19 protein-coding genes and 2 pseudogenes are annotated in these 20,920 nt (G+C 70.6%); 6 read left to right on the top strand and 15 right to left on the bottom strand.

Translation table 11 applies throughout. The features are described 5' to 3' along the window. Window positions 1-59: 59 nt before the first annotated feature. Together DVK07_RS09560 and DVK07_RS09555 are read right to left on the bottom strand one after the other, a co-directional pair. Window positions 60-839, bottom strand: a complete 780-nt coding sequence (locus tag DVK07_RS09560) for a class I SAM-dependent methyltransferase (protein WP_121596839.1) — start codon at window positions 837-839, stop codon at window positions 60-62. Between the two features lie 31 nt (window positions 840-870). Beyond that, entirely contained in the window at window positions 871-2,151 is a 1,281-nt protein-coding gene (locus DVK07_RS09555) for an HD domain-containing protein (RefSeq protein ID WP_121596838.1), read from the bottom strand. A gap of 197 nt (window positions 2,152-2,348) precedes the next feature. Here DVK07_RS09555 and DVK07_RS09550 point away from each other — a divergent pair, with 197 nt between their 5' ends. Further along, the gene (locus DVK07_RS09550; protein ID WP_121596837.1) at window positions 2,349-2,753 is read left to right on the top strand and encodes a universal stress protein; all 405 of its coding nucleotides are present in this window, start codon (window positions 2,349-2,351) and stop codon (window positions 2,751-2,753) included. A gap of 47 nt (window positions 2,754-2,800) precedes the next feature. Here DVK07_RS09550 and DVK07_RS09545 read toward each other — a convergent pair whose 3' ends face one another. From DVK07_RS09545 to DVK07_RS09530, 4 genes are all read right to left on the bottom strand, one after another. Further along, complete coding sequence (locus DVK07_RS09545) at window positions 2,801-4,003, bottom strand: HD domain-containing protein (protein ID WP_121596836.1); 1,203 nt, start codon at window positions 4,001-4,003, stop codon at window positions 2,801-2,803. A 92-nt stretch (window positions 4,004-4,095) separates the two neighbouring features. Next, window positions 4,096-5,055, bottom strand: coding sequence for a plastocyanin/azurin family copper-binding protein (locus DVK07_RS09540; RefSeq protein ID WP_121596835.1), 960 nt, complete (start codon window positions 5,053-5,055; stop codon window positions 4,096-4,098). 8 nt (window positions 5,056-5,063) lie between these two features. After that, entirely contained in the window at window positions 5,064-5,627 is a 564-nt protein-coding gene (locus DVK07_RS09535) for a transcriptional regulator (protein ID WP_121596834.1), read from the bottom strand. 464 nt (window positions 5,628-6,091) lie between these two features. Next, window positions 6,092-7,402, bottom strand: a complete 1,311-nt coding sequence (locus DVK07_RS09530; protein ID WP_121596833.1) for a phosphoribosylamine--glycine ligase — start codon at window positions 7,400-7,402, stop codon at window positions 6,092-6,094. A gap of 120 nt (window positions 7,403-7,522) precedes the next feature. Between DVK07_RS09530 and DVK07_RS09525 the strand changes: the two genes are divergently transcribed. The 3 genes and pseudogenes from DVK07_RS09525 to DVK07_RS09515 form a co-directional block, all read left to right on the top strand. Further along, window positions 7,523-8,329, top strand: coding sequence for an alpha/beta fold hydrolase (locus DVK07_RS09525; protein ID WP_233565398.1), 807 nt, complete (start codon window positions 7,523-7,525; stop codon window positions 8,327-8,329). Between the two features lies 1 nt (window position 8,330). Further along, window positions 8,331-9,287: pseudogene (locus tag DVK07_RS09520) on the top strand (AMP-binding protein); the annotation flags it as partial. Further along, window positions 9,286-9,387 (top strand): annotated as a pseudogene (locus tag DVK07_RS09515) (3-oxoacyl-[acyl-carrier-protein] synthase III C-terminal domain-containing protein); the annotation flags it as partial. The pseudogenes DVK07_RS09520 and DVK07_RS09515, both read left to right, overlap by 2 nt. A 754-nt stretch (window positions 9,388-10,141) precedes the next feature. On the opposite strand, the gene DVK07_RS09510 reads toward DVK07_RS09515, so the two are convergent. The 4 genes from DVK07_RS09510 to DVK07_RS09495 all read right to left on the bottom strand — a co-directional run bounded on the left by DVK07_RS09510 (window position 10,142) and on the right by DVK07_RS09495 (window position 13,977). Then, on the bottom strand, window positions 10,142-10,552 hold the full coding sequence (locus tag DVK07_RS09510; RefSeq protein ID WP_121596832.1) for a MaoC family dehydratase: 411 nt from the start codon (window positions 10,550-10,552) through the stop codon (window positions 10,142-10,144). A gap of 105 nt (window positions 10,553-10,657) precedes the next feature. Continuing rightward, window positions 10,658-11,890, bottom strand: coding sequence for an FAD-dependent oxidoreductase (locus tag DVK07_RS09505; protein ID WP_121596831.1), 1,233 nt, complete (start codon window positions 11,888-11,890; stop codon window positions 10,658-10,660). A gap of 176 nt (window positions 11,891-12,066) precedes the next feature. Next, entirely contained in the window at window positions 12,067-12,300 is a 234-nt protein-coding gene (locus DVK07_RS09500) for a DUF2892 domain-containing protein (protein ID WP_121596830.1), read from the bottom strand. A 78-nt stretch (window positions 12,301-12,378) separates the two neighbouring features. Continuing rightward, window positions 12,379-13,977, bottom strand: coding sequence for a cryptochrome/deoxyribodipyrimidine photo-lyase family protein (locus tag DVK07_RS09495; RefSeq protein WP_121596829.1), 1,599 nt, complete (start codon window positions 13,975-13,977; stop codon window positions 12,379-12,381). Window positions 13,978-14,082: 105 nt separating this feature from the next. On the opposite strand from DVK07_RS09495, the gene DVK07_RS09490 reads away from it, so the two are divergent. Continuing rightward, on the top strand, window positions 14,083-14,439 hold the full coding sequence (locus tag DVK07_RS09490) for a hypothetical protein (RefSeq protein WP_121596828.1): 357 nt from the start codon (window positions 14,083-14,085) through the stop codon (window positions 14,437-14,439). Window positions 14,440-14,523: 84 nt separating this feature from the next. Next, window positions 14,524-16,440 (top strand): prolyl oligopeptidase family serine peptidase, encoded by a 1,917-nt coding sequence (locus DVK07_RS09485; RefSeq protein ID WP_121596827.1) that lies wholly within the window; start codon window positions 14,524-14,526, stop codon window positions 16,438-16,440. Between the two features lie 38 nt (window positions 16,441-16,478). Here DVK07_RS09485 and DVK07_RS09480 read toward each other — a convergent pair whose 3' ends face one another. The 5 genes from DVK07_RS09480 to DVK07_RS09460 form a co-directional block, all read right to left on the bottom strand. Further along, complete coding sequence (locus DVK07_RS09480) at window positions 16,479-17,351, bottom strand: sulfurtransferase (protein ID WP_121596826.1); 873 nt, start codon at window positions 17,349-17,351, stop codon at window positions 16,479-16,481. A gap of 139 nt (window positions 17,352-17,490) precedes the next feature. After that, window positions 17,491-17,916 (bottom strand): universal stress protein, encoded by a 426-nt coding sequence (locus DVK07_RS09475; protein ID WP_121596825.1) that lies wholly within the window; start codon window positions 17,914-17,916, stop codon window positions 17,491-17,493. 69 nt (window positions 17,917-17,985) lie between these two features. Further along, the gene (locus tag DVK07_RS09470) at window positions 17,986-18,972 is read right to left on the bottom strand and encodes a Gfo/Idh/MocA family protein (protein WP_121596924.1); all 987 of its coding nucleotides are present in this window, start codon (window positions 18,970-18,972) and stop codon (window positions 17,986-17,988) included. 84 nt (window positions 18,973-19,056) lie between these two features. Further along, window positions 19,057-19,575: a GNAT family N-acetyltransferase gene (locus DVK07_RS09465; RefSeq protein WP_121596824.1), complete on the bottom strand. Its 519-nt coding sequence runs from the start codon at window positions 19,573-19,575 to the stop codon at window positions 19,057-19,059. After that, a complete protein-coding gene (locus DVK07_RS09460; protein WP_121596823.1) occupies window positions 19,572-20,819 on the bottom strand; it encodes a TIGR00300 family protein in 1,248 nt (415 codons plus the stop codon). The genes DVK07_RS09465 and DVK07_RS09460 overlap by 4 nt, the downstream gene beginning before the upstream one ends. Between the last annotated feature and the right edge of the window lie 101 nt (window positions 20,820-20,920).

Genomic DNA, 20,920 nt, shown 5'->3' with positions numbered 1-20,920 from the left:
ACCGAGGGCTCGCCAGCCCGGGGTTAAAACGTCACGGGTAGCGACCCCGCTCGGCGGCCTCAGCGCCCGTCGAGCCGGGCCCAGAACCCGAGCGTCTCGGGGAGGAGCGCTCGCGGCTCGGCGGCCGCCGCGGCGTCGCCCTCGCTCGTCGTCTCGCCGTCCTCGGGCTCCGGTTCGACGACGCGCTCGACGGCGAACCCCGCGTCCACGAGGGCGCGGTGGAGCTCGGAGACGGTGCGGTCGAACGCCACGAGATCCGCGTCGTACGACTCGTCGATCTCGACCTCGCGGCGCGGCGGCGCGTGGTAGCCGCGCCGGGGCGCGCCGCCGTCCGGGTCGATCAGCTCCCGGAACGGATGCATCACCGCCAAGTAGAACGCGCCGCCCGGCCGGAGGACGCGGCGCGCCTCCCGCACGGCGGCGTCGAGGTCCGCCACGAGCTGGAACGCCGCCTCCGAGAACGCCGCGTCGAAGGCGTCTTCGGCGAGCGGAACGCCGGTCACGTCCCCCTGAACGAACTCGGCCTCGACGCCGTAGTGGTCCCGAAGGCGCCGTGCGTGTCGGAGCTGCTCCTCCGAGACGTCGACGCCGACCGCCCGCCCGGCGCCCGAAAGCGCCGTCCCGACGCTCCCCTGGCCGCCGCCGCAGCCGAGCTCGACGACCGCCTCGCCCTCGACCGGCGGCGGGAACTCGGGGCCGGTCGCCGCGTGGCCCTCGGGGTCGAACGGCGTCGGCACGGGCGGCACGCCGCCCTCGTCGGTGTCGGCGTTCCACAGCGCCTGGAACGCGTCGCTCCACTCGTTCCAGAGGCGGCGGTTCTCGTGGTGCGCGTCGGTCACGCCGGCACGTCGAACGGGGTCGGCATAAACCTCACTCGAACTCGTCGAGCGTCGTCGGCATCGCGCCGCGCACCTCGGTCACGAGCCCCTCGGGGTCGAGGCCGAGCACGTTCGCGGCCGCGCGGCCGACGCGGTCGGTCGCCGGTTCGGGGGCGTACACGCCGAGGCGCCACTGGTTGCGCTGCGCGGTCCGGAGCGCGGAGACCAGCGGCGACTGCCGCTCGAGCCGCCGTATCTCGCCGTTGACGGTGACGCGCGCGGTCGACTCGCGCATCGTCGGCTCGGGCGGCACGTCGAGGATCACGTGGTCGCGGGCGACGCCGGCCTCCGCGGCGATCTCGCGTTCGAGGGCGGTCTCGGCCGCGCGGTCCGCGTCGTGGACGCGGTCGGGGACGTCGTCGTGCTCGGCCCACACCGCCAGCTTGTAGAGGTCGCGCTCGTCGTAGCGGCGGGCGAACTCGGCGGTCGCCCGGCAGTCGCGGACCGCGGCGAGGAAGTCGTGGTCGTCCATCCGGCGCAGCTCGGCGGCCGTCGTCGCGGTCGCGTCGAGGAGCTCGCTCGCGGCCCGGCGCAGCATCGCCTTCGAGATGCGCGCGACGTGGTGGGTGTAGACGACCGGGTTCATCAGCGCGCGGGCGAGCAGGAGGCTCTCGGCGGTCTGGACGTTCCCCTCGTCCAAGACGAGCTCGGGGCCGTCGCGATCGGGTCCGCCCCCGCCGTCCGGTCCGTCGGCGTCCGCGCTCGCGCCGCGCTCGACGAACGTTAACTCGCGGACGAACCGCTCGGTGTCGATGGTGCCGTACGGGACGCCCGTGTGGTAGGCGTCGCGCACGAGGTAGTCCATGCGGTCGACGTCGAGCTCGCCCGAGACGAGGCCGGCGTACGGGCCCTCGCCGGCGACGATTTCGGCGATCCGGTCCGGATCGAGGTCGTGGTCGCGCAACACCTCGCCGACCGCGCCGGTCGCGAGCAGCTCGTCGACGTCGTCGTGGTACTTCCCGGTGCGGCGGTGGGTGAGCGATTCGAGGTTGTGGCTGAAAGGTCCGTGGCCGACGTCGTGGAGCATCGCCGCCGCCTCGATGCGGTCGGCGCGTTTCCCCTCGATCCCGAGGTGGTCGAGCGCACGGCTCGCGAGGTGGTAGACGCCGAGGCTGTGTTCGAACCGGGTGTGGTTCGCGGAGGGGTAGACGAGCTGGACCGTCCCGAGCTGTTTGACGTGGCGGAGCCGCTGGAGGGCGGGGGTGTCGACGAGGTCCGCGGCGACACCGTCGATCTCGATGTGGTCGTGGACGGTGTCCTTGACCGTGATCATGCGTCCGCCTTCGGCGGCATCAAATAAAAGGCTGTGAGTGTCGCTCGGGTCGGAGTAGCGGCGCCGCGGGCCGCTGTCCTCGCGGGCCGACTCCGCCGCGGGCCGCTGTCCCCGCGATCCGACTCCGCCCCCCGACCGATTCCGTCGCCCGCGAATTTGCGGCACGATTTAACATCCGCCCCCGCGAACGGTCTGGTATGTACGACGTACTCATCGGCGTCGGGCTCGACGACGAATCGCGGGCGACGGCACAGGCCGAAGCGGTCGTCGACCTGCCGGGCGACTCCGACGAGGTGACCGCGCACCTCTGTCACGTCTTCCAGGATAACCCGGAGGGGGCGTCGGTCCACCAGCTCGGGACCGTGCGGCGCGCCCGGGAGATCCTGGAAGACGCCGGCGTGAACTGCGTCCACCACGAGGCGAGCGGCGATCCGGGCGAGGAGCTCATCGCGGCTGCCGACGCCGCCGACGTCGACCTCATCTGCGTGTCGGGCCGCAAGCGGAGCCCGGCCGGCAAGGCGGTCTTCGGCAGCACCACGCAGACGGTCGTGTTGAACGCGGACCGACCCGTGTTGACCGTCCCGGTGTCGGCTGAGGACTGAGTCGACGCAGAAGCGACGGGCTCGGGCGCCGCCGTCGCCCCCGGCGCTCAGGCAGAGGGTCGTCCCGCCGCGCGCAGCCCCAGAACGTCCCGCGCCGCGGCCGCGACGGCGTCGACGCGTTCGGCCGGGCAGTAAACGCCGAGCGTCCAGCGGCGGCGCTCGGCCGCCCGGAGCCCGGTCACGAGCTCGGAGGCGTCTTCTAACCGCTGGGGGACGCCGTCGACGACGACCGCGGAGCCGGCCTCCTTGAGCGCCGGGCGGGAGGGGATGTCGACGAGGACCGCGTCGCGGTCGACGCCGACGGCGTCCGCGATCTCGCGCTCGGCGGCCCGCTCCTCCGCGCGTCCCGCGTCGACCGTCCCCGCGGGCACCTCGTCGATCCCGGCCCAGACGGCGCGCTTGTAGAGGTCGCGCCGCTCGATGCGCTCGCCGAGCGCCGGAACGCGGTCGCGGAGCTCGACGAGGAGGTCGTGGTCGGCCATCCGGCGGAACGCCTCGACGCCCGTCCCCGTGCGGTCGAGGTACCGCTCGCAGGCGCGCTCTAACATCGCGCCCGCCACCCGGGAGACGTGGTGTCGGTAGACGACGGCGTTCATCAGCGACCGCGCGACGAGCAGGCTCTCGGCGGTGGCGACGTTCCCCTCGGCCAAGACGAGGTCGGCGGACGCACCGCTCCCGTCGCCGCCGATCAGCCGGAGTTCGGTGACGAGCCGACCGGTGTCGACGGTGCCGTACGGGACGCCGGTGTGGTGGGCGTCGCGCACGAGGTAGTCCATGCGGTCGACGTCGAGTTCGCCCGAGACGAGCGGTCCGAGCGCGCCCTCGCCGTCGATGAGCGCGGCGACGCGTTCCGGGTCGAGCCCGTTCCGTTCGAGCACCTGACAGACCTCGCGGTCCGCGTCGGTGAGCAGCCACCGCACGTCGTCGTGGTCGCGCCCGGTCGCGCGCCGGATTATCCCCTCGGTCTGATGGCCGTACGGGCCGTGGCCCACGTCGTGGAGCATCGCCGCGGCGCGGACGTGCGCGGCCGTGTCGTCGTCGACGCCGAGCCCGTCGATCGCGCTGCGCGCGAGGTGGTAGACGCCGAGGCTGTGTTCGAACCGCGTGTGGTTCGCGGAGGGGTAGACGAGCCGGACCGTGGACAGCTGTTTGATGTGTCGCAGCCGCTGGAACGCCGGCGTGTCGACCAGCTCGGCCGCGACGTCGCCGAGCCGGACGTGGCCGTGGACGCTGTCCTTGATCGCCTTCATTGTCGTCCGATCGCCCGCCGGGGAATTGGTCGTTTCGGCTCGCCGTCGGCCCGCGGCTCGGCGGGCCGACGTGCCGGACCGCCGCGGCCGACTCAGTATCGAGACGGCTCGACGACGACCGCGCCGCGCATCCCCTCGTCGCGGTGGCGCTCACAGGCGTACCTGTGGGTTCCCGGCTCCTCGAAGGCGTGCTCGAAGACGTGTTCGTCCGTCTGGTCCTCCGGGGAGCCGGCGGCCTCGACGGCGACGAGGTCGCTCTCGAAGGAGCCGTCCTCGGCGACGACGCTGTGTTCGCCCGACCCGGGGACCCAGCGCCACCTGACGGTCGTGCCGGGGGTCACCCGGAGCGCGGGCGTGTCGTAGACGGGGGCGGTGTCCCACTCCTCCGCGTCGGGGTCGTACCCACCGGGACCGCCGACGCGGACGGTGACCGTGTCTCGCCTGAGCGGGTTCGCCGTCCCCGCGGCGTTCGGGGTCTCGACGAACCAGTCCCCGTAGTCGACGGGCGTCGTGTCGTACTCCGTGACGTACGACTCGACGTCCGGGCCGACGACGATCGCCCCGTGCTCGCCGATCCCCTGATGCGGGCGGCAGGAGTACCGGGTGATCCCCTCGTCGCTCTCGGAGACAGTGACGGCGTACTCGTGGTCCGCCTCGTCGGTGATCCGCGACCGGATCGCCGCCGGGCCGTCGTACGTCGCCACGTCGTGAGCGCCGGCCTCGCCGGTCCACTCCCACCGGACCGTCGTGCCGTAATCGACCCACACCGCGGCCGGGTCGAAGCGGAACCCGTCGCCGTCGCCGACCGCGATCGCGACCGCCTCCTCGCCGCGTCGGTCGACCGTTCCGGGGTAGTCGGTCCCGCCGTCGAACCAGTGGCCGTACTCCGGCTCCGGCACGTCCGTCGTGTCGGTGAACTCGTCGTCGGAGCCGTCGCTCCCGCCGTCACCGATCGGGTCGAACGAACCGAGACAGCCGGCGAGCGATCCGAGCGTGCCGCCCGCCGCCAGCGCCAGCGCGCGGCGGCGGGACGTGGAGGGCGTCCGTGACATGCTCGGCGTTACTCGTCGACGACGTCGATCCCGAACCGCTCTTCGAGCGCGCGCACGACCGACCCGCCCACGTTGGCGGTCGCGGCGCGGCCGTCCTCGACCGCGAGCAGGTCGTCCTCGTCGAGCTCCAGTTCGGCGGCGACCTCCTCGACGGTCAGCCCGGCGTCCTGCCGCGCCTCGGTGACGACGTCGCCGTAGCCGGAGACGAGGTACGGGAGGCGGTCGGCCTCGTAGCTCGTCCCCTCCTCCTCCCAGCGCTTCGAGTCGCCCGTCGCGGAGTCGTACATCTTCGCCTGCTTGCGGGCGAGCTCCTTGTTCCGGCTCTCGGTCGCCCCCGAGCCGGAGTCGCCGCCGCCGGCGCCGCCGGGGCTCCCGCCGGAACTGCCGCCACGCGACCCGCCGCCGCCGCTCGGCGCGTTGCCGGCGTCGTCGTGGGGGCGGCAGTTCGAACACACGAGCAGCTTCGCGCCGGCGACCGTCGCCTTCCGGAGGTCCGTGGTCTCGCGACCGCAGAGCTCGCACGCGTCGCCGTCGTCGCCGCCGCCGCCGCCGCCCGTCGAGTACTTCGGCATACCCCGTGTAGTGGTCCGGACCGTTAAAAAGTCGTGGAGGGCGGCGTCCGTGAATTGAGAAACTATTGCGGTGGCGTCGCCGGCGGCTCTGCCGCCGGCTGCAAGAGGCGCGTCGCGCCTCCCTGCGTGCTTCCGAGTGGCCGCCGAAGGCGGCCGCGAGGAGCACGCGCGAGGGAGTCGCGAGCGAAGCGAGCGACGAGGCTGGGGAGGTGTGAGGTGCGGTTGCTGTGCGGGGTGGGACTCAAAGGGGCAGCCGCGAGGCGGGCGCAGGCGACGCAAGGACCGCAGGGAGCGAGCGGAGCGAGCGACTGAGGCCGCAGCGAGCGTGCGCCCGCCTCGCGGCTGGGGCTTTGGAGGTGTTCACCGCAGGATCTCCGATCCAGTGTAAAAATCCGATGACGACATCTAACCTCCACTTATAAACTGCTACCCCGCCACAGCAATTCACCTACTCCCGATCTCGATCACGGGCCGAGGTACCCCCACGCCTGAAGGCGGTCGCCGTCGCCGTCGATCCAGCGCTCGCCGATGTCGTCGCGATAGTACATGTTCGGCATCACGATATCGTCGATCCGGTCGTACGCTTGCTCGCGCGCCGCGCCCATCGTCTCTCCCTTCCCGGTGACGACGATCGGCATCCCGCTCTCCCCGGCGACGCGCCACTGCCCGTCTACTTTCTTGGCATCTTCGAGGTGAATGCCTTCGCGGCTCTCTGTCTCGAAGACTACGGCTGCGTTCCGGGAGTTCTCGTCGTACGTCTTCTCGTCGTCGAACGGGAACGGCGGTAAGACGACGCGCACGGCGATTTGGTACCCGTTGTGAACCTCGACCTCTGGCTCGTTGCCGTGCGCGAGATCGAAGAAGAATTCCCCAGTGGACGACTCGATCGACTCTTCCTGGAGCGCAATTGTCGGGTACCCGAACCGCGGTGTGAACTCCAGCGGGTAGATCCCGTTCTCGTTGACGATACAGTTGATGTCGATGCTCCCGACGTAGCCTTCATTGGCGAGCCAGTCTTCGATTTTCCCGAAGGTTTCTTTGAAGAGTTTGTTCTGGCCCGCCCAGAACATCGAGGTCCCCATCTCCCCGGTTGACGGACCGATGTTCCCTGGGAATAATTTCTTATGCTCAAAATTAAAATTGACTTGGTCAATGAACTCGTTCCCGTTGAAGAACCCGCAGATAGCGATTTCGACGCCCTCTACTTTGCGTTGCAGCTGGAAGCCCTTCATCCGATGCCCCCACGCTTTCTTGTACGCTTTCAACACGTCTACGACGTCGCTCCCGTCGTCTTCGTTCCCAACGTACAGTAAGCGCTTGACGTTCTGAACCTCGCCGAGTGGTTTGATCACGTACGGGGCGGGGTTCTCCTGAACGTGTTGTATCCCCGCGTCGAAACTGTCGAAGATATGGTGCTCGACGGTGTTCACACCGTGTTCTTCGAGGACCTCCATCGCGTACCCTCGATCCTCTTCGAGGTGATCGGTGTTCGGCGTCCCGCCGACGACAGCTTTCCCTTGCTCACGGAGCTCCTCGGCGAGTTCACCCGTGCCGATGTCGGAACCGACCCAGATATCGTCGAAAATGATGACATCCGCCCAATCCACTTCTGCGCGCCAGTCGTCCGTCTTCGGGACGAACCCGTCGCCGATCTCCCGGTCGCTCTCGGCCTCCACGTAGTACTTCACGTCGTGGCCCTCGCGCCGGACCTGCCACGCTAAGTCGGTGATCAGCGCCGCGTCGGCCGAGACGAAGAGGAAGTTGGCGGTGTCCATGCGGGGCCCTCTCTCGGGACGGACTTGAGTGTGGGTGCCGGCGCGCGCCCCTCGGTCGTCTCCGGGGAGGTTGAAACGTTAACACTCGGGTTGATGGGCCGTGGCGTGGTCGATCCGGGTATGCCAAGCGTGACACGGGACGGCGTGACGATCGACTACGCCGTCGACGGGGACCCCGACGGACCGACCGTGCTGCTGCTCGAAGGGCTCGGGTACGGCCGGTGGATGTGGCGGTGGCTCGCGGAGGCGTTGGCCGACGACTACGAGGTCCTCCGCCCGGACAACCGCGGCACCGGTGACTCCGACGTGCCGGAGGGACCGTACTCGGCGGCGGAGATGGCGGCCGACGCGGCCGCGGTCCTCGACGACCGCGGCGTCGACGCGGCCCACGTCTGCGGCGCGTCGATGGGCGGGATGATCGCGCAGGAGTTAGCGCTCGCCGACGACCGGGTCGCGTCGCTGACGCTGCTGTGTACGTCTCCGGGCGGCGACGAGGCGGCCCCGACGCCGCCGGAGGTCCAAGAGCACATCTTCTCCGCGCCCGAGGACGCCGGTCCCCGCGAGCGGGTCCGTTACCTAATGGAGCCGGCAGTCTCGGACGGGTTCTACGACCGCGAGCCGGAGCTGGTGGACCGGATCGTCGACTGGCGGCTCGCGGGCGACGCGACGCCGGCTGGCCGCGAGGCGCAGGCCGCGGCGGTGGCCGGCTTCGACGCCAGCGACCGGCTCGGCGACCTGTCGGTGCCGACGCTGATACTCCACGGGACCGCTGATCGGGTCCTCCCGGTCGAGAACGCCGACCTGCTGGCGGGGCTCCTCCCGCACGCCGAGGTGGAGCTGTTCGAGGGCGGGCCGCACCTCTTCTTCGTCGAGGAGCGCGAGCGCGTCAACGACCGCATCGGGTCCTTCCTCGGCGGGGTCGCCTGAGATGGCGACCGGAGACGATCCGCGGAGCGACGACCGCAGCGGAGAGGCCAGCGCCGAGTCGGACGCCGACCCACGACCGCACCCGCACGGCGGCCGCGGGTACGACTGGGTGGGCTCGCTGTCGGCCCGGCGCGCGCGGCTCTCACCCGACCGCGTCGCGGTCACCGACACGGCCGCGAACGCCGAGTACACCTACGCCGAGCTGGACGAGCGCGCCAACCGCACCGCGCGCTTTCTCCGGGAGGCCGGGATCGAAAAGGGCGATCGCGTGGCCGTCGTCTCGCGGAACCGGGTCGAACTCGTCGACCTGTTCTTCGCGACCGGCAAGACCGGTGCCGTCCTGGCGCCGCTCTCGCACCGGCTCGCCGAGCGCGACCTCTCGGCGGTGCTGGGGACGGTCGACCCGGAGCTGCTCCTCGTGGAGACGCCGTTCGAGGGCGACGTCATCGACGCGTTGGAGCGCGCCGACGTCGAGCCCGCGGTCCGGGCGATACCGACCGACGGCGACGACGCGTGGCGCTCGTACACGCGGGACCTGCCCGCGGACGGCTCGCCGGTCGAGACCGCCGACGTCTCGCTCGCGGACCCGCACCTCTTCTTACACACCGGCGGCTCGACCGGGACGCCGAAGGAGACGGTCATCAGCCACGGCGCGATCCGCTGGAACGCGTTCAACACGATCACCGCGTGGGGGCTCCGCGAGGACGACGTGACGCCGATGGTGTTCCCGATGTTCCACACCGGCGGGTGGAACGTGCTCACGGTCCCCTTCTTCCAGATGGGCGGGCGCATCCTGCTGAGCCCGGAGGTCGACCCCGGACGCGTCCTGCGGGACGTCGAGCGCGAGTCGGCGACGACGCTGGTCGCGGTCCCCGCCGTGTTGCGGATGATGGCCCGCCACGACGACTGGGACGACACCGATCTCTCCTCGCTCCGGTTCGTGAAGAGCGGCGGCGGGCGTCGAGACCGGTCGGCTGGAGTCCGGGGACCTCGTCTGCCTGCTCGCGGCCGGCACGGGGTACACGTGGTCCGCGACCGTCGTTCGGTGGCACGGCTGACCGCTTATAAGTAGCGAGGCGTGGGACGTCTCCCCCGACCTCGCACGACCGTCGGTCAGAACTTCTTTGGACGGTTTCGCTTGAATCGGACTCATTTATAAACAGATTCCGCAAAACCTCGGCGAACGCTTCCGACCCCGGCCGTTCATTTATAATAGTCGCTAGCGGTTCGGGGACGAATACCGCCAAAGCCCCAGCCGCTCACTTATAAATAGCTGATCGCGGACCGGTGCCGAGGGCCTCCAAAGCCCCAGTCGGTCGTTTATAAACAACTGCTGACTGTAGATCGACGGCGAACACCGCCAAAGCCCCAGCCGCGAAGGCGCCGTACGCTCGCTGCGCTCCTCGCTCAGTCGCTGCCGCTCCTTCGCTGTGGTGCTTACGTCGCCTACGGCGCCTTCGCGACTGCCCCTTTGAGTCCCCCCCGACCGCACAGCGACCGCCGGAAGACGGTCCTGCTCGCTCACTACTCGCGGCTTCGCCGCTCGTTTACCGAGGTGCTGGCTCCGCTCGCACCTCGCACCGTTCGCTGCGCAGGCTGCGACTTCCGTGCTCCCGTTCGCTCCCTCCGGTCGCTCACGGGACCGCGCCTCATGCCTCCCCAGCCTCGCGGTTCGCGCTCTCCGAGCGCTCACCGCGTCCCTCGCGCGTGCTGTCTCGCGGCCGCCGGTGGCGGCCGCTCGCAGGCACGCGCCGCCGCCTCGGCTCGGCGTTTATTTATATATCATTCTGACCGGGCATCTGGTCTCGTCGGTCAGTCACCGTTTCCGTGCGGCACCGACAGCACCGTCGCCTCGCCCGAGAGCACGCGCTCGTCGCGCTCGGGCACGGTCGCGGTCGTCTCGACCGCGAGCCGGTCGTCGCCGAGGTCCTCGGTGACGCGGACGGTCGCTTCGACCGTCTCGCCCGGGTAGACGGGCTTCTCGAACGACAGCTCCTGCGAGAGGTAGACGATGTCGCCGGAGAGCTGCGCCAGCGCACCGGAGATGACCGCCGCGGATAAGATTCCGTGGGCGACCCGCCCGCCGAACATCGTCTCCGCGGCGTACTCGTCGTCGAGATGGATCGGGTTCGTGTCGCCCGACAGCTCCGCGAACGCGGGGAGCATCTCCTCGGTGATCGACACCTCGTTGACCGCGGTCTCGCCGACCGTCGCGACTGGCATACCGATCGGTCGCACCGTCGGACTCTCAACCCCCGGGTTCACGCTCGAACCTCGCGCGCCGGCGGGGGCGTCGCGCCCCCGGCGGCGCCCCACGCCGACGCCGGCTCAGTCGTCGGCGGGCGCGCCGACCACGTCGGCGTCGGTCGGGTTCGCCCCGCCGTACTCCGCCACGAGTTCGTCTAAGCGCTCCGGGTCGTCGGCGTGCGCGAGCGGTTCGTCCGCGGTCTCGCAGGCGGCGTCGACCCCGAGGCGGTCGCAGACGCGGTCCGCGGTCGTCTCGGCCATCTGCCGGTAAGTGGTCAGCTTCCCGCCGACCACGCTGTAGAACCCCTCGACGCCGTCGCGCTCGTGGTCGAGCAGCGTGAAGCCGCGCGAGATCCCTCGTCGGTTCGAACCCGATTCGTCGGGCGCGTAGAGGGGGCGGACGCCCCACCAGGTCCGCACGGTCGGCGCGTCGGCGACCGCGGGGAGCATCGCGGCGCACTCCTCGACGGAGCGCTCCACCTCCCAGTCGGCGGTCTCGTAGTCGTCCGGGTCCGAGACGGGGACGCTCGTCGTCCCCAGCACGACCTCGCCGTCGTGCGGCACGACGATGTCGCCGTCGTCGGGGTCGCGACAGCGGTTCAACACCGGGCCGAGCCCGTCGTACTCCACGGAGACCATCACGCCGCGGCTCGGCGCCATCCCGACTTCGACGCCCGCCAGCTCCGCGATCGAGTCCGCCCACGCGCCGGTGGCGTTGACGACGACGTCGGGCGACAGCGTCGCGTCGACCGAACCGCCGACGCTGACGGACGCGACCTCGCCGTCGCGGACCGTCACGTCCTCCACCGGGGCGTGGGGATGGACGCTCGCCCCGCGCCGCTCGGCGTCGGCGGCGTTGGCGGCGACCAACCGCGACGGGTAGATGACGCCGTCCGGGACCCGGAACGCCGCCTCGACCTCGGCCGCGAGCCCCGGCACCGCCTCGCGGGCGTCGTCGCCGTCGAGGCGCTCCGTCTCGATTCCGATCGCCTCGCAGGCCGCGAGCTTCTCCTCGTAGTAGTCGGGGTCGTCGTCCGCGAGCCGGACGAACAACCCCCCCGTCTCGCGGACGCAGGCCCCGGCGATATCCCGGAGCGTCCGGTTCTCCTCGATACACTCGCGGGCGCCCTCGGCGTCGGCCTCGGCGTAGCGGGCGCCGCTGTGGAGGAGGCCGTGCGACCGGCCGGAGGTGCCGCTCCCGAGCCCGCCCCGGTCGACGAGCGTGGCGTCGACCCCGCGGGCGGCGAGGTCGCGAGCGATCCCCGTCCCCGTCGCGCCGCCCCCGATCACGAGGACGGTCGGGTCGTCGGTCACGCCGCGATCACCTCCCTCGCGCGGGAGCACAGGTCCGCCGCGGGACGCCGTCGGCTCGGGTCGCTGTCGAGCATGGGAACGATACGCATTCCGGACACTTGAGACTGCCGTCCGTGTCAGCGCAAAACGCGTTCTAGAGCCGTTCTACCCTTAAAAATAGATTCACCGTCGATCGCTCAGCGCGATCCGCGCCCGTCTGCGGGACACGTGTTAACGCCGATCAGGGCGTACAGGCCGCAGGTGCCGGTCGCGGCGGTCGCGAGCATCGCGAGCGCGACGACGCCCAGCACCGGCGCCGCGAGCGCCGGAAGCGGCGCTGCGCCCGCGAGCGTCGCTATCGAGGCTGCACCGGCGACGGCGCCGACGACGGTCCTGACCCGCTTGTCCATCGCACCGACGTTCTGGTCCATACCGTACAATACGGCACACGGCCGTATGAACCTTTCCACGAGGCCCCGGCTGCGTCCGAGAGCGCGGTCGGCCGCCCGTCAGAAGTCGTCAAGATCGGTCTGGGCGGTTCCGTCGGCAGCGTCCGCGTGCGATTCCCCGTGGTCGGCCGCGATGGAACCGGCGGCGTCGAGTCCGCCCGAGAGCGACGCTCGCCGGGCGATCGCTTCCTCGCCGAGCCTGTCGGCCGCGGCGGGGTACGCCGCCCCGTAGCGCTCGCGGAACTCGCTTCGGGCCGCCTCGTAGTCGACGACCGGGTACGGGTACTCCTCGCCGACCTCGACTCCGACCTCGCGCTGGACCGCGAGCGGGGCCTTCTCGGGGGCGTCGAGGTGCGCGGCGGGGAGCGGGGCGAGCTCGGGCACCCACCGCGTGACGAACTCGCCGTCCGGGTCCTGGTCGCGAACCTGCTTGCGGGGATCGTACAATCGCAGTCCGGGGCGACCGACCAGCCCGCACTGCGACTGCCACTGGGTGTAGTTGATCGCGGGGTCGCCGTCGATCAGGTGCTCGTAGAAGTGGTCCGCGCCGATCCGCCACGGCTGCTGGAGGACGTGGAAGTAGACGCTCGCGCACAGCGCCCGCATCCGGAAGTTGAGCCACCCCGTCTCCCGCAGACAGCGCATGCTGGCGTCGACCATCGGGAATCCGGTCTCGCCGCGCTTCCACGCCGCGACGAGGTCGGGATCGTGTCGGTCGCGGTTGAACCCCTCGTAGACGGGGTTGACGGCGCGGTCGAGCCACCCCGGCCAGTCGAGCAGCTTCTGGGTGTAGTGGCGGTTCCAGTACAGCCGGGAGACGAACATGGACTTCCCGCGGCCGTCCGGCGCGCGCTCGTCGACGTGACGGTGGACTTCCCGGACCGAGAGGCAGCCGAACCGCAGATAGGGGGAAAGGCCGCTCGTCCCGTCCCGGGCGTCGAGCGGCGAGGAGATGGAGCCGGGGTAGTCGGCGATCCGCGCGGTGAACTCGCGGAGCCGCTCGCGGGCCGCCTCGCGTCCCCCGGTCGGCACGCGCGTCTTCGCCGAGTCGATCCCGTACGCGTCCGCGACCGCCTCGGGGTCGATCCCCGTCTCCACGCGCTCGACCGCGACGGACCGGGGATCCCAGTCGAACGGGTCGCTCGCGAGCCACGCCTCGACGCGGTCGCTCCAGCCCTCCCGCGGGCGGTCGGTGTCCCGGACCAGCCCGTCGCCCGCGACGAACCGGACGCCGAGTCGCTCGCGGGCGCGCCCGTCCCGTCGCCGGCCGTACCGACCCGTCGCGCTCGCGCTCGCGACGACATCCCAGCCGGCGTCGACGAACCGCCCCAGCACGTTGAGGGGGTCGCCGTGGGCGTACGTCAGCCCCGCACCGTCGACGTCGCGGTACTGGCGGTCCAGATCGCGCAGGCAGTCGTGGAGGAACTCGATCCGCGCGTCGCAGGCCGCGCCGCGCTCGTCGTGGAATCCGGGGTCGAAGACGAACAGCGGGACGATTCGGTCGGCCTCGTCGGCGGCCGCCGCGACCGCCGGGTTGTCCGCGATCCGCAGGTCGTCGCGGTGCCAGACGACGGTTCCCGGCGGCTCCGACCCCGCCACAGCGCGGACCGCCTCGGCGTCCGGCGTCGTCGGAAGGGGGGCGTCGGCGGACGAGCCCATTTCGTCCCCGATTTCGGCGCGTCCGGGCAAGGGTCTGTCGGCGGGTCGCCGGCGCCGTCGATGGGCTACCAAAATCCATTTGAGAACTCTCTACAATAAATATCCGTGAACCGAGCCCTCCGCTACGGTGTCGCGCTGATCGTCGGACTGTCCGTCGCGGGTCTCGTCGCACGCTTCGGCAACGGTGACCACTTGCTGGCCCCGTCGGTCTTCCTCATCTACGCGGCCACGACATCGCTCGTCGTCGCCCACCGGAGGACGTGGCGAACGTTCTTTGGCACCGATCCGGACCGGAAACAGCGGGTCCTGGGGGCCGTGAGCGGCGGCGTCGCAGGGGGAGCCACGAGCACCTTCGTACAGATCTCCGTACCGGTTGCGACCGCGGCGTTCGGACTCATGGTGTTCGGAATGGCGATCACCGTCGCCGAGTTTAACCACCGGACCAAGTCGACATCCGACTGAAACCGACTCGTCGCCCACCGCGCGGCGCGCGCTGACCGATACCCGGGAAACGTTGAATAGGGTTCCGCCGCCCGTGTTAGACGGATGTCAGACTCAGACGAGACCGACGTACTGCGCGAACTCGCCTCGCTGCCGACGATAGCGAGTCCGCGCGTGTCCCCGGACGGAGAGACCGTCGCCCTCTACTACGACGTCACCGGCCGCAACGAGCTCCACCTCTGTGACCCGGAGGACGGCTCCTTAGAGCAGCTCAGCGACGGCGACGTCCCGCGGTCGGTCCGCGCCGGGTTCGAGTGGGATCCGAGCGGCGACCGACTGTTCTACCACCGCGACGAGGCCGGCGACGAGCAGCACGACGTGTGGGCGATGTCGCTCGACGGCGAGAGCGAGCCGGTCGTCGAGATGGAGGGGCAGATCCGGCTCCACGACGTGGGCGAGGACGGCGAGACGCTCCTGCTCGGATCCAGCCGCGACGGGCAGATGAACCTCTACCGCCACGACGTGCCGAGCGGCGAGACGACGAAGGTCACCGACTACGAACGCGCGGTCAACGCCGGGGAGCTGTCGCCCGACGGCGACCGGATCGCGTTCGCGACCAACGAGACGGACACCTACGAGAACCTCGACGTCTACGTCGCGGACGCGGACGGGTCGAACGCCCGCAACCTCGGGGTCGGCGACGTGGGCGCGGAGGTCGTACCGACCGACTGGGGCCCCGACGGCGACCGGCTGCTCGTCACCGACAACAGCGCCGACCTCGGCCGCGCCGGAATCGTCGACCTCGGCGGCGGGGATGCGGCCAGCCCGGACGGCGACGCCGCGGACGTGACCTGGTTCGGCGGCGCCGAGTTCGAGGAGTCCCCGAGCCACTTCCTCGACGGCGGCGACCGGTTCGTCGCGAGCCGGACGCGCGGCGCCGTGACTGTCCCCGTCGTCTACGACGTCGAGACCGGCGAGGGCCGCGAACTCGACTTCCCGGCCGGCGTCGCCAGCGTGGCCGACGGGCGCCTGGCGGACGACCGCCTGCTCGCGTACCGGACCACGTCGAGTAAGCGGCCGGAGTTAGTCGCGTACGACCTCGGCGCCGACGAGACGGAGACCCTGTTCGACGCGGAGTACGGGCCGTTCGACCCGGACGACTTCGTCGAGCCCGAGACGGTCACGTTCGCCTCCGACGGCGTCCCCGAGACGCCGGCACGGGCGGTCGACCACGACCCCTACGAGGAGTTCGAGATCGAGGGGCTGCTGTTCGACTCCGGGCGGCGCCCCTCGCCGCTGATCGTCAACCCGCACGGCGGGCCGCGACACCACGACATGCGGCGCTTCAGCTACCGCGTCCAGTTCCTCCTCTCGCGCGGCTACTCCGTGCTTCAGGTGAACTACCGCGGCTCCACGGGGCGCGGCCGCGAGTTCGTCCAGGAGCTGTACGACGACTGGGGCGGCGCCGAGCAGGGCGACGTGGCGACCGGCGCCGAACACGTCCTCGACGAGTACGACTGGCTCGACGAGGACCGTGTCGCCGTCTACGGCGGCTCCTACGGCGGCTACTCCGCGAACTGGCAGATGGTCCAGTACCCCGACCTGTACGCCGCCGGGATCACGTGGGTCGGCGTGAGCGACCTGTTCGACATGTACGAGAACACGATGCCGCACTTCCGGACGGAGCTCATGGTGAAGAACCTCGGCGAGCCCGACGAGAACGAGGCGATCTACCGCGAGCGCAGCCCCGTGAACTACGTCGAGAACGTCGACGGGCCGCTCCTGATCGTCCACGGCGTCAACGACCCGCGGGTCCCGATCACGCAGGCCAGAATCCTTCGCGACGCGCTCGACGACGCCGGCTTCGAGGAGGGGGACGACTACGAGTACGAGGAGCTGGGCGAGGAGGGCCACGGCTCCGGCGACATCGACCAGAAGATCCGCTCGCTGGAGCTGCTCGACGACTTCCTCGACCGCCGGATCGGCGCGGAGCGGACCGCGGTGGCGTCGCTGGACGACTGACGGGGCAGCTCTCGGAAAGCCGGCTCCGCGACCGTCGCTTACTCGCCCGTCTCGATCGGCGCGCCGACGAGGTTGCCCCACTCGGTCCACGAGCCGTCGTAGTTACGGACGTCGTCGTAGCCGAGCAGCTCGTGCAGGAGGAACCACTCGATCGACGAGCGCTCGCCGACGCGGCAGTAGGTGATCGTCGACTCGTCGCCGTCGACGCCGGCGTCCGAGTACAGCTCGCGGAGCTCGTCCGCGCTCTTGAACGTGCCGTCCTCGTTCAGCGTGGTGCCGATCGGGACGTTGCTCGCGCCGGGGATGTGGCCGCCGCGCTGGGCGGTCTCGTTGAGCCCCTCGGGCGCGATGACCTCGCCGGAGAACTCCTCGGGGGAGCGGACGTCGACCATCGGGATCCCCTCCTCGATCGCCTTGTCGATGTCGTCCTTGTACGCGCGGACGCTCTCGAAGGGGCCGCGGGCCTCGTACTCCCGCGGCGTGAAGTCGGGCTCCTCGGTCGAGAGCGGGTAGTCGTTGGCGACCCAGTACCCCTTCCCGCCGTCGATCACGCGGATGTCGTCGTGACCGTAGTACTTGTAGATCCAGTAGCCGAACAGCGCGAACCAGTTCGGGACGCGCCCGCCGCCGTACACGACGACCGTCGTGTCGGCGTCGATGCCGCCCTCGCCGTTCCGGGCCGCGAAGTCCTCCTTCGAGACGATGTCGCGCTCGGTCTCGTCGGTGAACACCGCGTCCCACTCGAAGTTGAGCGCGCCGGGGACGTGGCCCTCCTCGTAGGGCGTGTACTCCGACTCGTCGGTGACGGTCGGGTTGTTGATCTCGACGAGCCGGAGGTCCGAGTCGTCGTCCTGGAAGCGGTCCAAGCGGTCTTCGACCCAGTCCGCCGTGACGAGTACGTCTTCTGTCATCACCCGTACTACGGTCTAACGCCGTTTTGAACGTCCGATAATGGCGGTTCTTTCCGGCGCCTGTGACAGCCGGATCGGCGCGCGAAAACGGAAAATTCGACCGCCTCGCGGCCGCTCAGTCGTTTTCTTCGGCTGACACCTACCGGATCACCGTCACGGGCACGTCGGCCTTGTCGACGACGCTCTTCGCGACGCTGCCGACGACCTGCTCGCGCTCCTCCGAGAGCCCCCGGTGGCCGACGTAGACGGCGTCGACCGGCTCCTCGACCGCGTACTCGGTGATCGCGTCGGCCGGACGCCCCGTGAGGAGCTGGGTCTCCACGTCGATCGACTCGTCGCCGACCGCCTCCTCGGCGATGCTCCGGGCGCTCTCTAAGACCCCCTGTCCGGCCTCGACGGCGGCCTCCTCGCCCGGGAGGACGATCGTCCCGTCGACCAGCTCCGAGTCCGGCGTCAGCACGTGGGCGATCTCGAGCGTCTCGTAGAACGCGACCGCCTGACGCGCCGCGTATCGGACGGCTTCGTCGCTCTCCGTCGACCCGTCGGTCGCAACGAGGTAGCTCATACGCGGAGATGGGTCCGTGAGACACATAATTCCTGTCGGGCGTTCCCGGGCCGCGGCTCCGCGGTCGGGTTATCTCTCAGCGCCCGCACCGAGGTGAACCCGGTCCCCGTCCGAGGCGTGGATCGCGTCGAGCACCGCCTGAACGCGCGTCGCCTCGGCGAAGGAGACGAGGTCGCCGCCGTCGCCGTCGACCGCGCCGGCGAACTCCGTCAGGAGCGCGCTCACGGTGTCGCCGCGCTCGTCGACGAGCGTCTCTTCGCCCTCGCGCCCCCGATTCCGCACGAGCCGGTACCACTCGGTCAGCGACAGCGACGCCTCGTCGCCGACGACCGTGACGCTGTTCTCCTCGTCGCCCTCGTGGTCGCACAGCAGGTCGATCGTCCCCCGGACGCCGTCGGCCCGGAAGGTCCCGACGACGTCGTCCTCGTAGGCCTCGGGCCCCGAGTAGCCCACGTCGGCGGAGACGCGCTCTATCGGGCCGAACAGCTCCTGAACGCCGAACAGGAAGTGCGTCCCGACCTCCCGCAGCGGGCCGCCCTGCTCGCGCGACTCCAGCCACGCCACGTCCTGCCACTCGCGGGGCCACTGCGGAAATCGGAACCGGAGTTCGACGCGGCGCGGATCGCCGATCGCGCCGTCGGCGACCGCCTCCCGCAGGCGGACGAACCCCGGCGTGTAGCGGAACGGCAGGTTCACGGCCGTGACGCGGTCCGTCTCCTCCGCGAGCGCGACGAGCTCGCGGCCCGTCTCCGCGTCCGCCGCGATCGGCTTCTCGCAGATGACGTGCCTGCCGGCCGCGAGCGCGTCCGCGACCACCTCGCGGTGGGCCAGCGGCGGCACGCCGACGTACACCGCGTCGAGGTCGTCGCGCTCGACGAGCGAGGCGTGGTCGGTCGTCGTCGCGGTGCGCTCGGTGCCGTGGTCGGCCGCGAGCGACGCCGCGCGGTCCGCGTTGAGGTCGCAGGCGGCCGCCAGTTCGTAGCGGTCGTGGTCGTCGACGGCGGCCGCGAGGCGGTTCCCGATGACGCCGCAGCCGACGATCCCGATCTGTATCACGGCCGTCGAGAACGGGCGAGCGCGCTTGTAGCTTCGGGAGTCGGAACGGGTCACGGGGCCGATCGCGGTCGCGCGACCGTGAAGTCAGGCGTCCTCCAGCGGCCGCGCCACCATCTCGCCCCACGGCTCGAAGCCGTGACGGTCGTAGAACCCCTTCGCGCGCTCGTTCGCGGGGTCGACGTCGAGGACAATTCGGTCGAGCGGGAGGTCCTGATCGGCCGCGAGCGCGAGCGCGGCGTCGATCAAGTCGTCGGCGACGCCGGTGCCGCGGTAGTCGGGGGCGACGTAGATCTCGTTCAGCACCGCCGCGTCCCAGATCATCGACAGCCGCTCGGGGAGGACGAAGACGTAGCCGACGACCTCGCTCCCGGAGTCCTCGGTCTCCTCGACCGCGACGGTCACGCACCGCTCGTCGTCGGCGACGCAGCGGTCGACCCAGCCGAGCCACCGCTCGCGGTACGCGTCCGTGAGCTTGCCCTCGTAGGCGGCCGCCTTCCCCTCGCCGCCCGTGTTCTCGCCGAGGCCGCGCTCGAAGGCGAGCTTCAGTTCGTAGAGGCCGTCGGCGTCGCGCTCACGGTCGTAGGGGCGGATTTCGAGCGTCATTTCTCCCCCTCCAGCACGAACTCCGCGAGCGTCGGCACGAAGGTCCCGATGTCGGTGACCATCCCGATCGCCTGCGCCGAGCCGCGGTCGAGCAGCTGGGTGACGGTGGCGGGGTTGATGTCGACGCAGACGGTCTTCGTCGTCGAGGGGAGACAGTTGCCGACCGCGACGGAGTGGAGCAGCGTCGCGAGCATGATCACGATGTCGGCCTCGTGGGCCTGCTCGCGGATCGCGTCCTGCGCCTCCACGGAGTCGGTGATCGTGTCCGGGAGCGGGCCGTCGTCGCGGATCGACCCCGCGAGGACGGTGTCGACGTCGTTCTCGACGCACTCGTACATCACCCCCTCCGTGACGATGCCCTCCTCGACGGCGGCCTCGATCCCGCCCGCGCGGATGATCTCGGAGATGGTCCAGATGTGGTGTTTGTGGCCCTTCCGCGGGTGTTCGAGCGTCTCGACGTTCATCCCGAGCGAGGTGCCGTAGATTGAGCGCTCCAAGTCGTGCGTGGCGAACCCGTTGCCCGCGGAGAGCGCGTCGACGTAGCCCGCGGCGACGAGGTCCGCGAGCGCGTCGCCGGCGCCCGAGTGGATCACGGCCGGCCCGGCGACGACCATCACGTTGCCGCCCTCGTTTTTCACCGCGCGCAGCTCCTCGGCGACCTCGCGGATCGTCGACTCGGAGGGGCGCTCGGCGGAGACGCCGCCCTGCATGAAGCCGAACGCGCCGCCGCCGCCGCTCCGCGGGCGCTCCGGCGGGTTCACGCGGATCCCGGACTGGTCGGTGGCGATCAGGTCGCCCTCCTCGACCGCGTTGAGCGTCTTGGTGTAGGCGCGGGCGGAGTCGTCGGAGGCACCTTCGGGATCAACCACTAACGCGCAGTCCATCTCGATCCGCTCGACGTCGATCCACTCGCCGTCGTACAGCACCTCGGTCGGGTGGTTCGTCGTCGAGTAGAAGTTCGGCGGGACCACCTTGTCCGCGGGCGCCGGGACGAGGTCCACCTCGGAGGGGTCCTCAAGTACGGCGCCGTTCTGGTGGAGCTCGTGGAGGATGTCCCGCAGCGTCTCGGGGTCGTCCGCGGAGACTGTCAGCCGGCAGTACGACTCCTCGGTCTCGTGTTTCCCGACGTCGAACTGCTCGACGTCGAACGAGCCGCCGAGGTCCATCACCGCGCCGAAGCAGCGCTGCATCGTGCCGCTGTCGATGATGTGGCCCTCGAGTTCGACGGTCCGCGAGTGGGTCATACGGAGGCGTCGCACCCGCGGCGGAAACCGGTTTCCCTCGGTCTGTTACGACTCTTCAATAGAGAGGATTCTGACTATCTCGCGCAGTACGGAAACGGCGG

It is taken from the genome of Halorubrum sp. Atlit-26R (genome assembly GCF_003666015.1).
GTDB lineage: Archaea > Halobacteriota > Halobacteria > Halobacteriales > Haloferacaceae > Halorubrum.
This window is presented reverse-complemented; position numbering and strand designations above follow the sequence as displayed.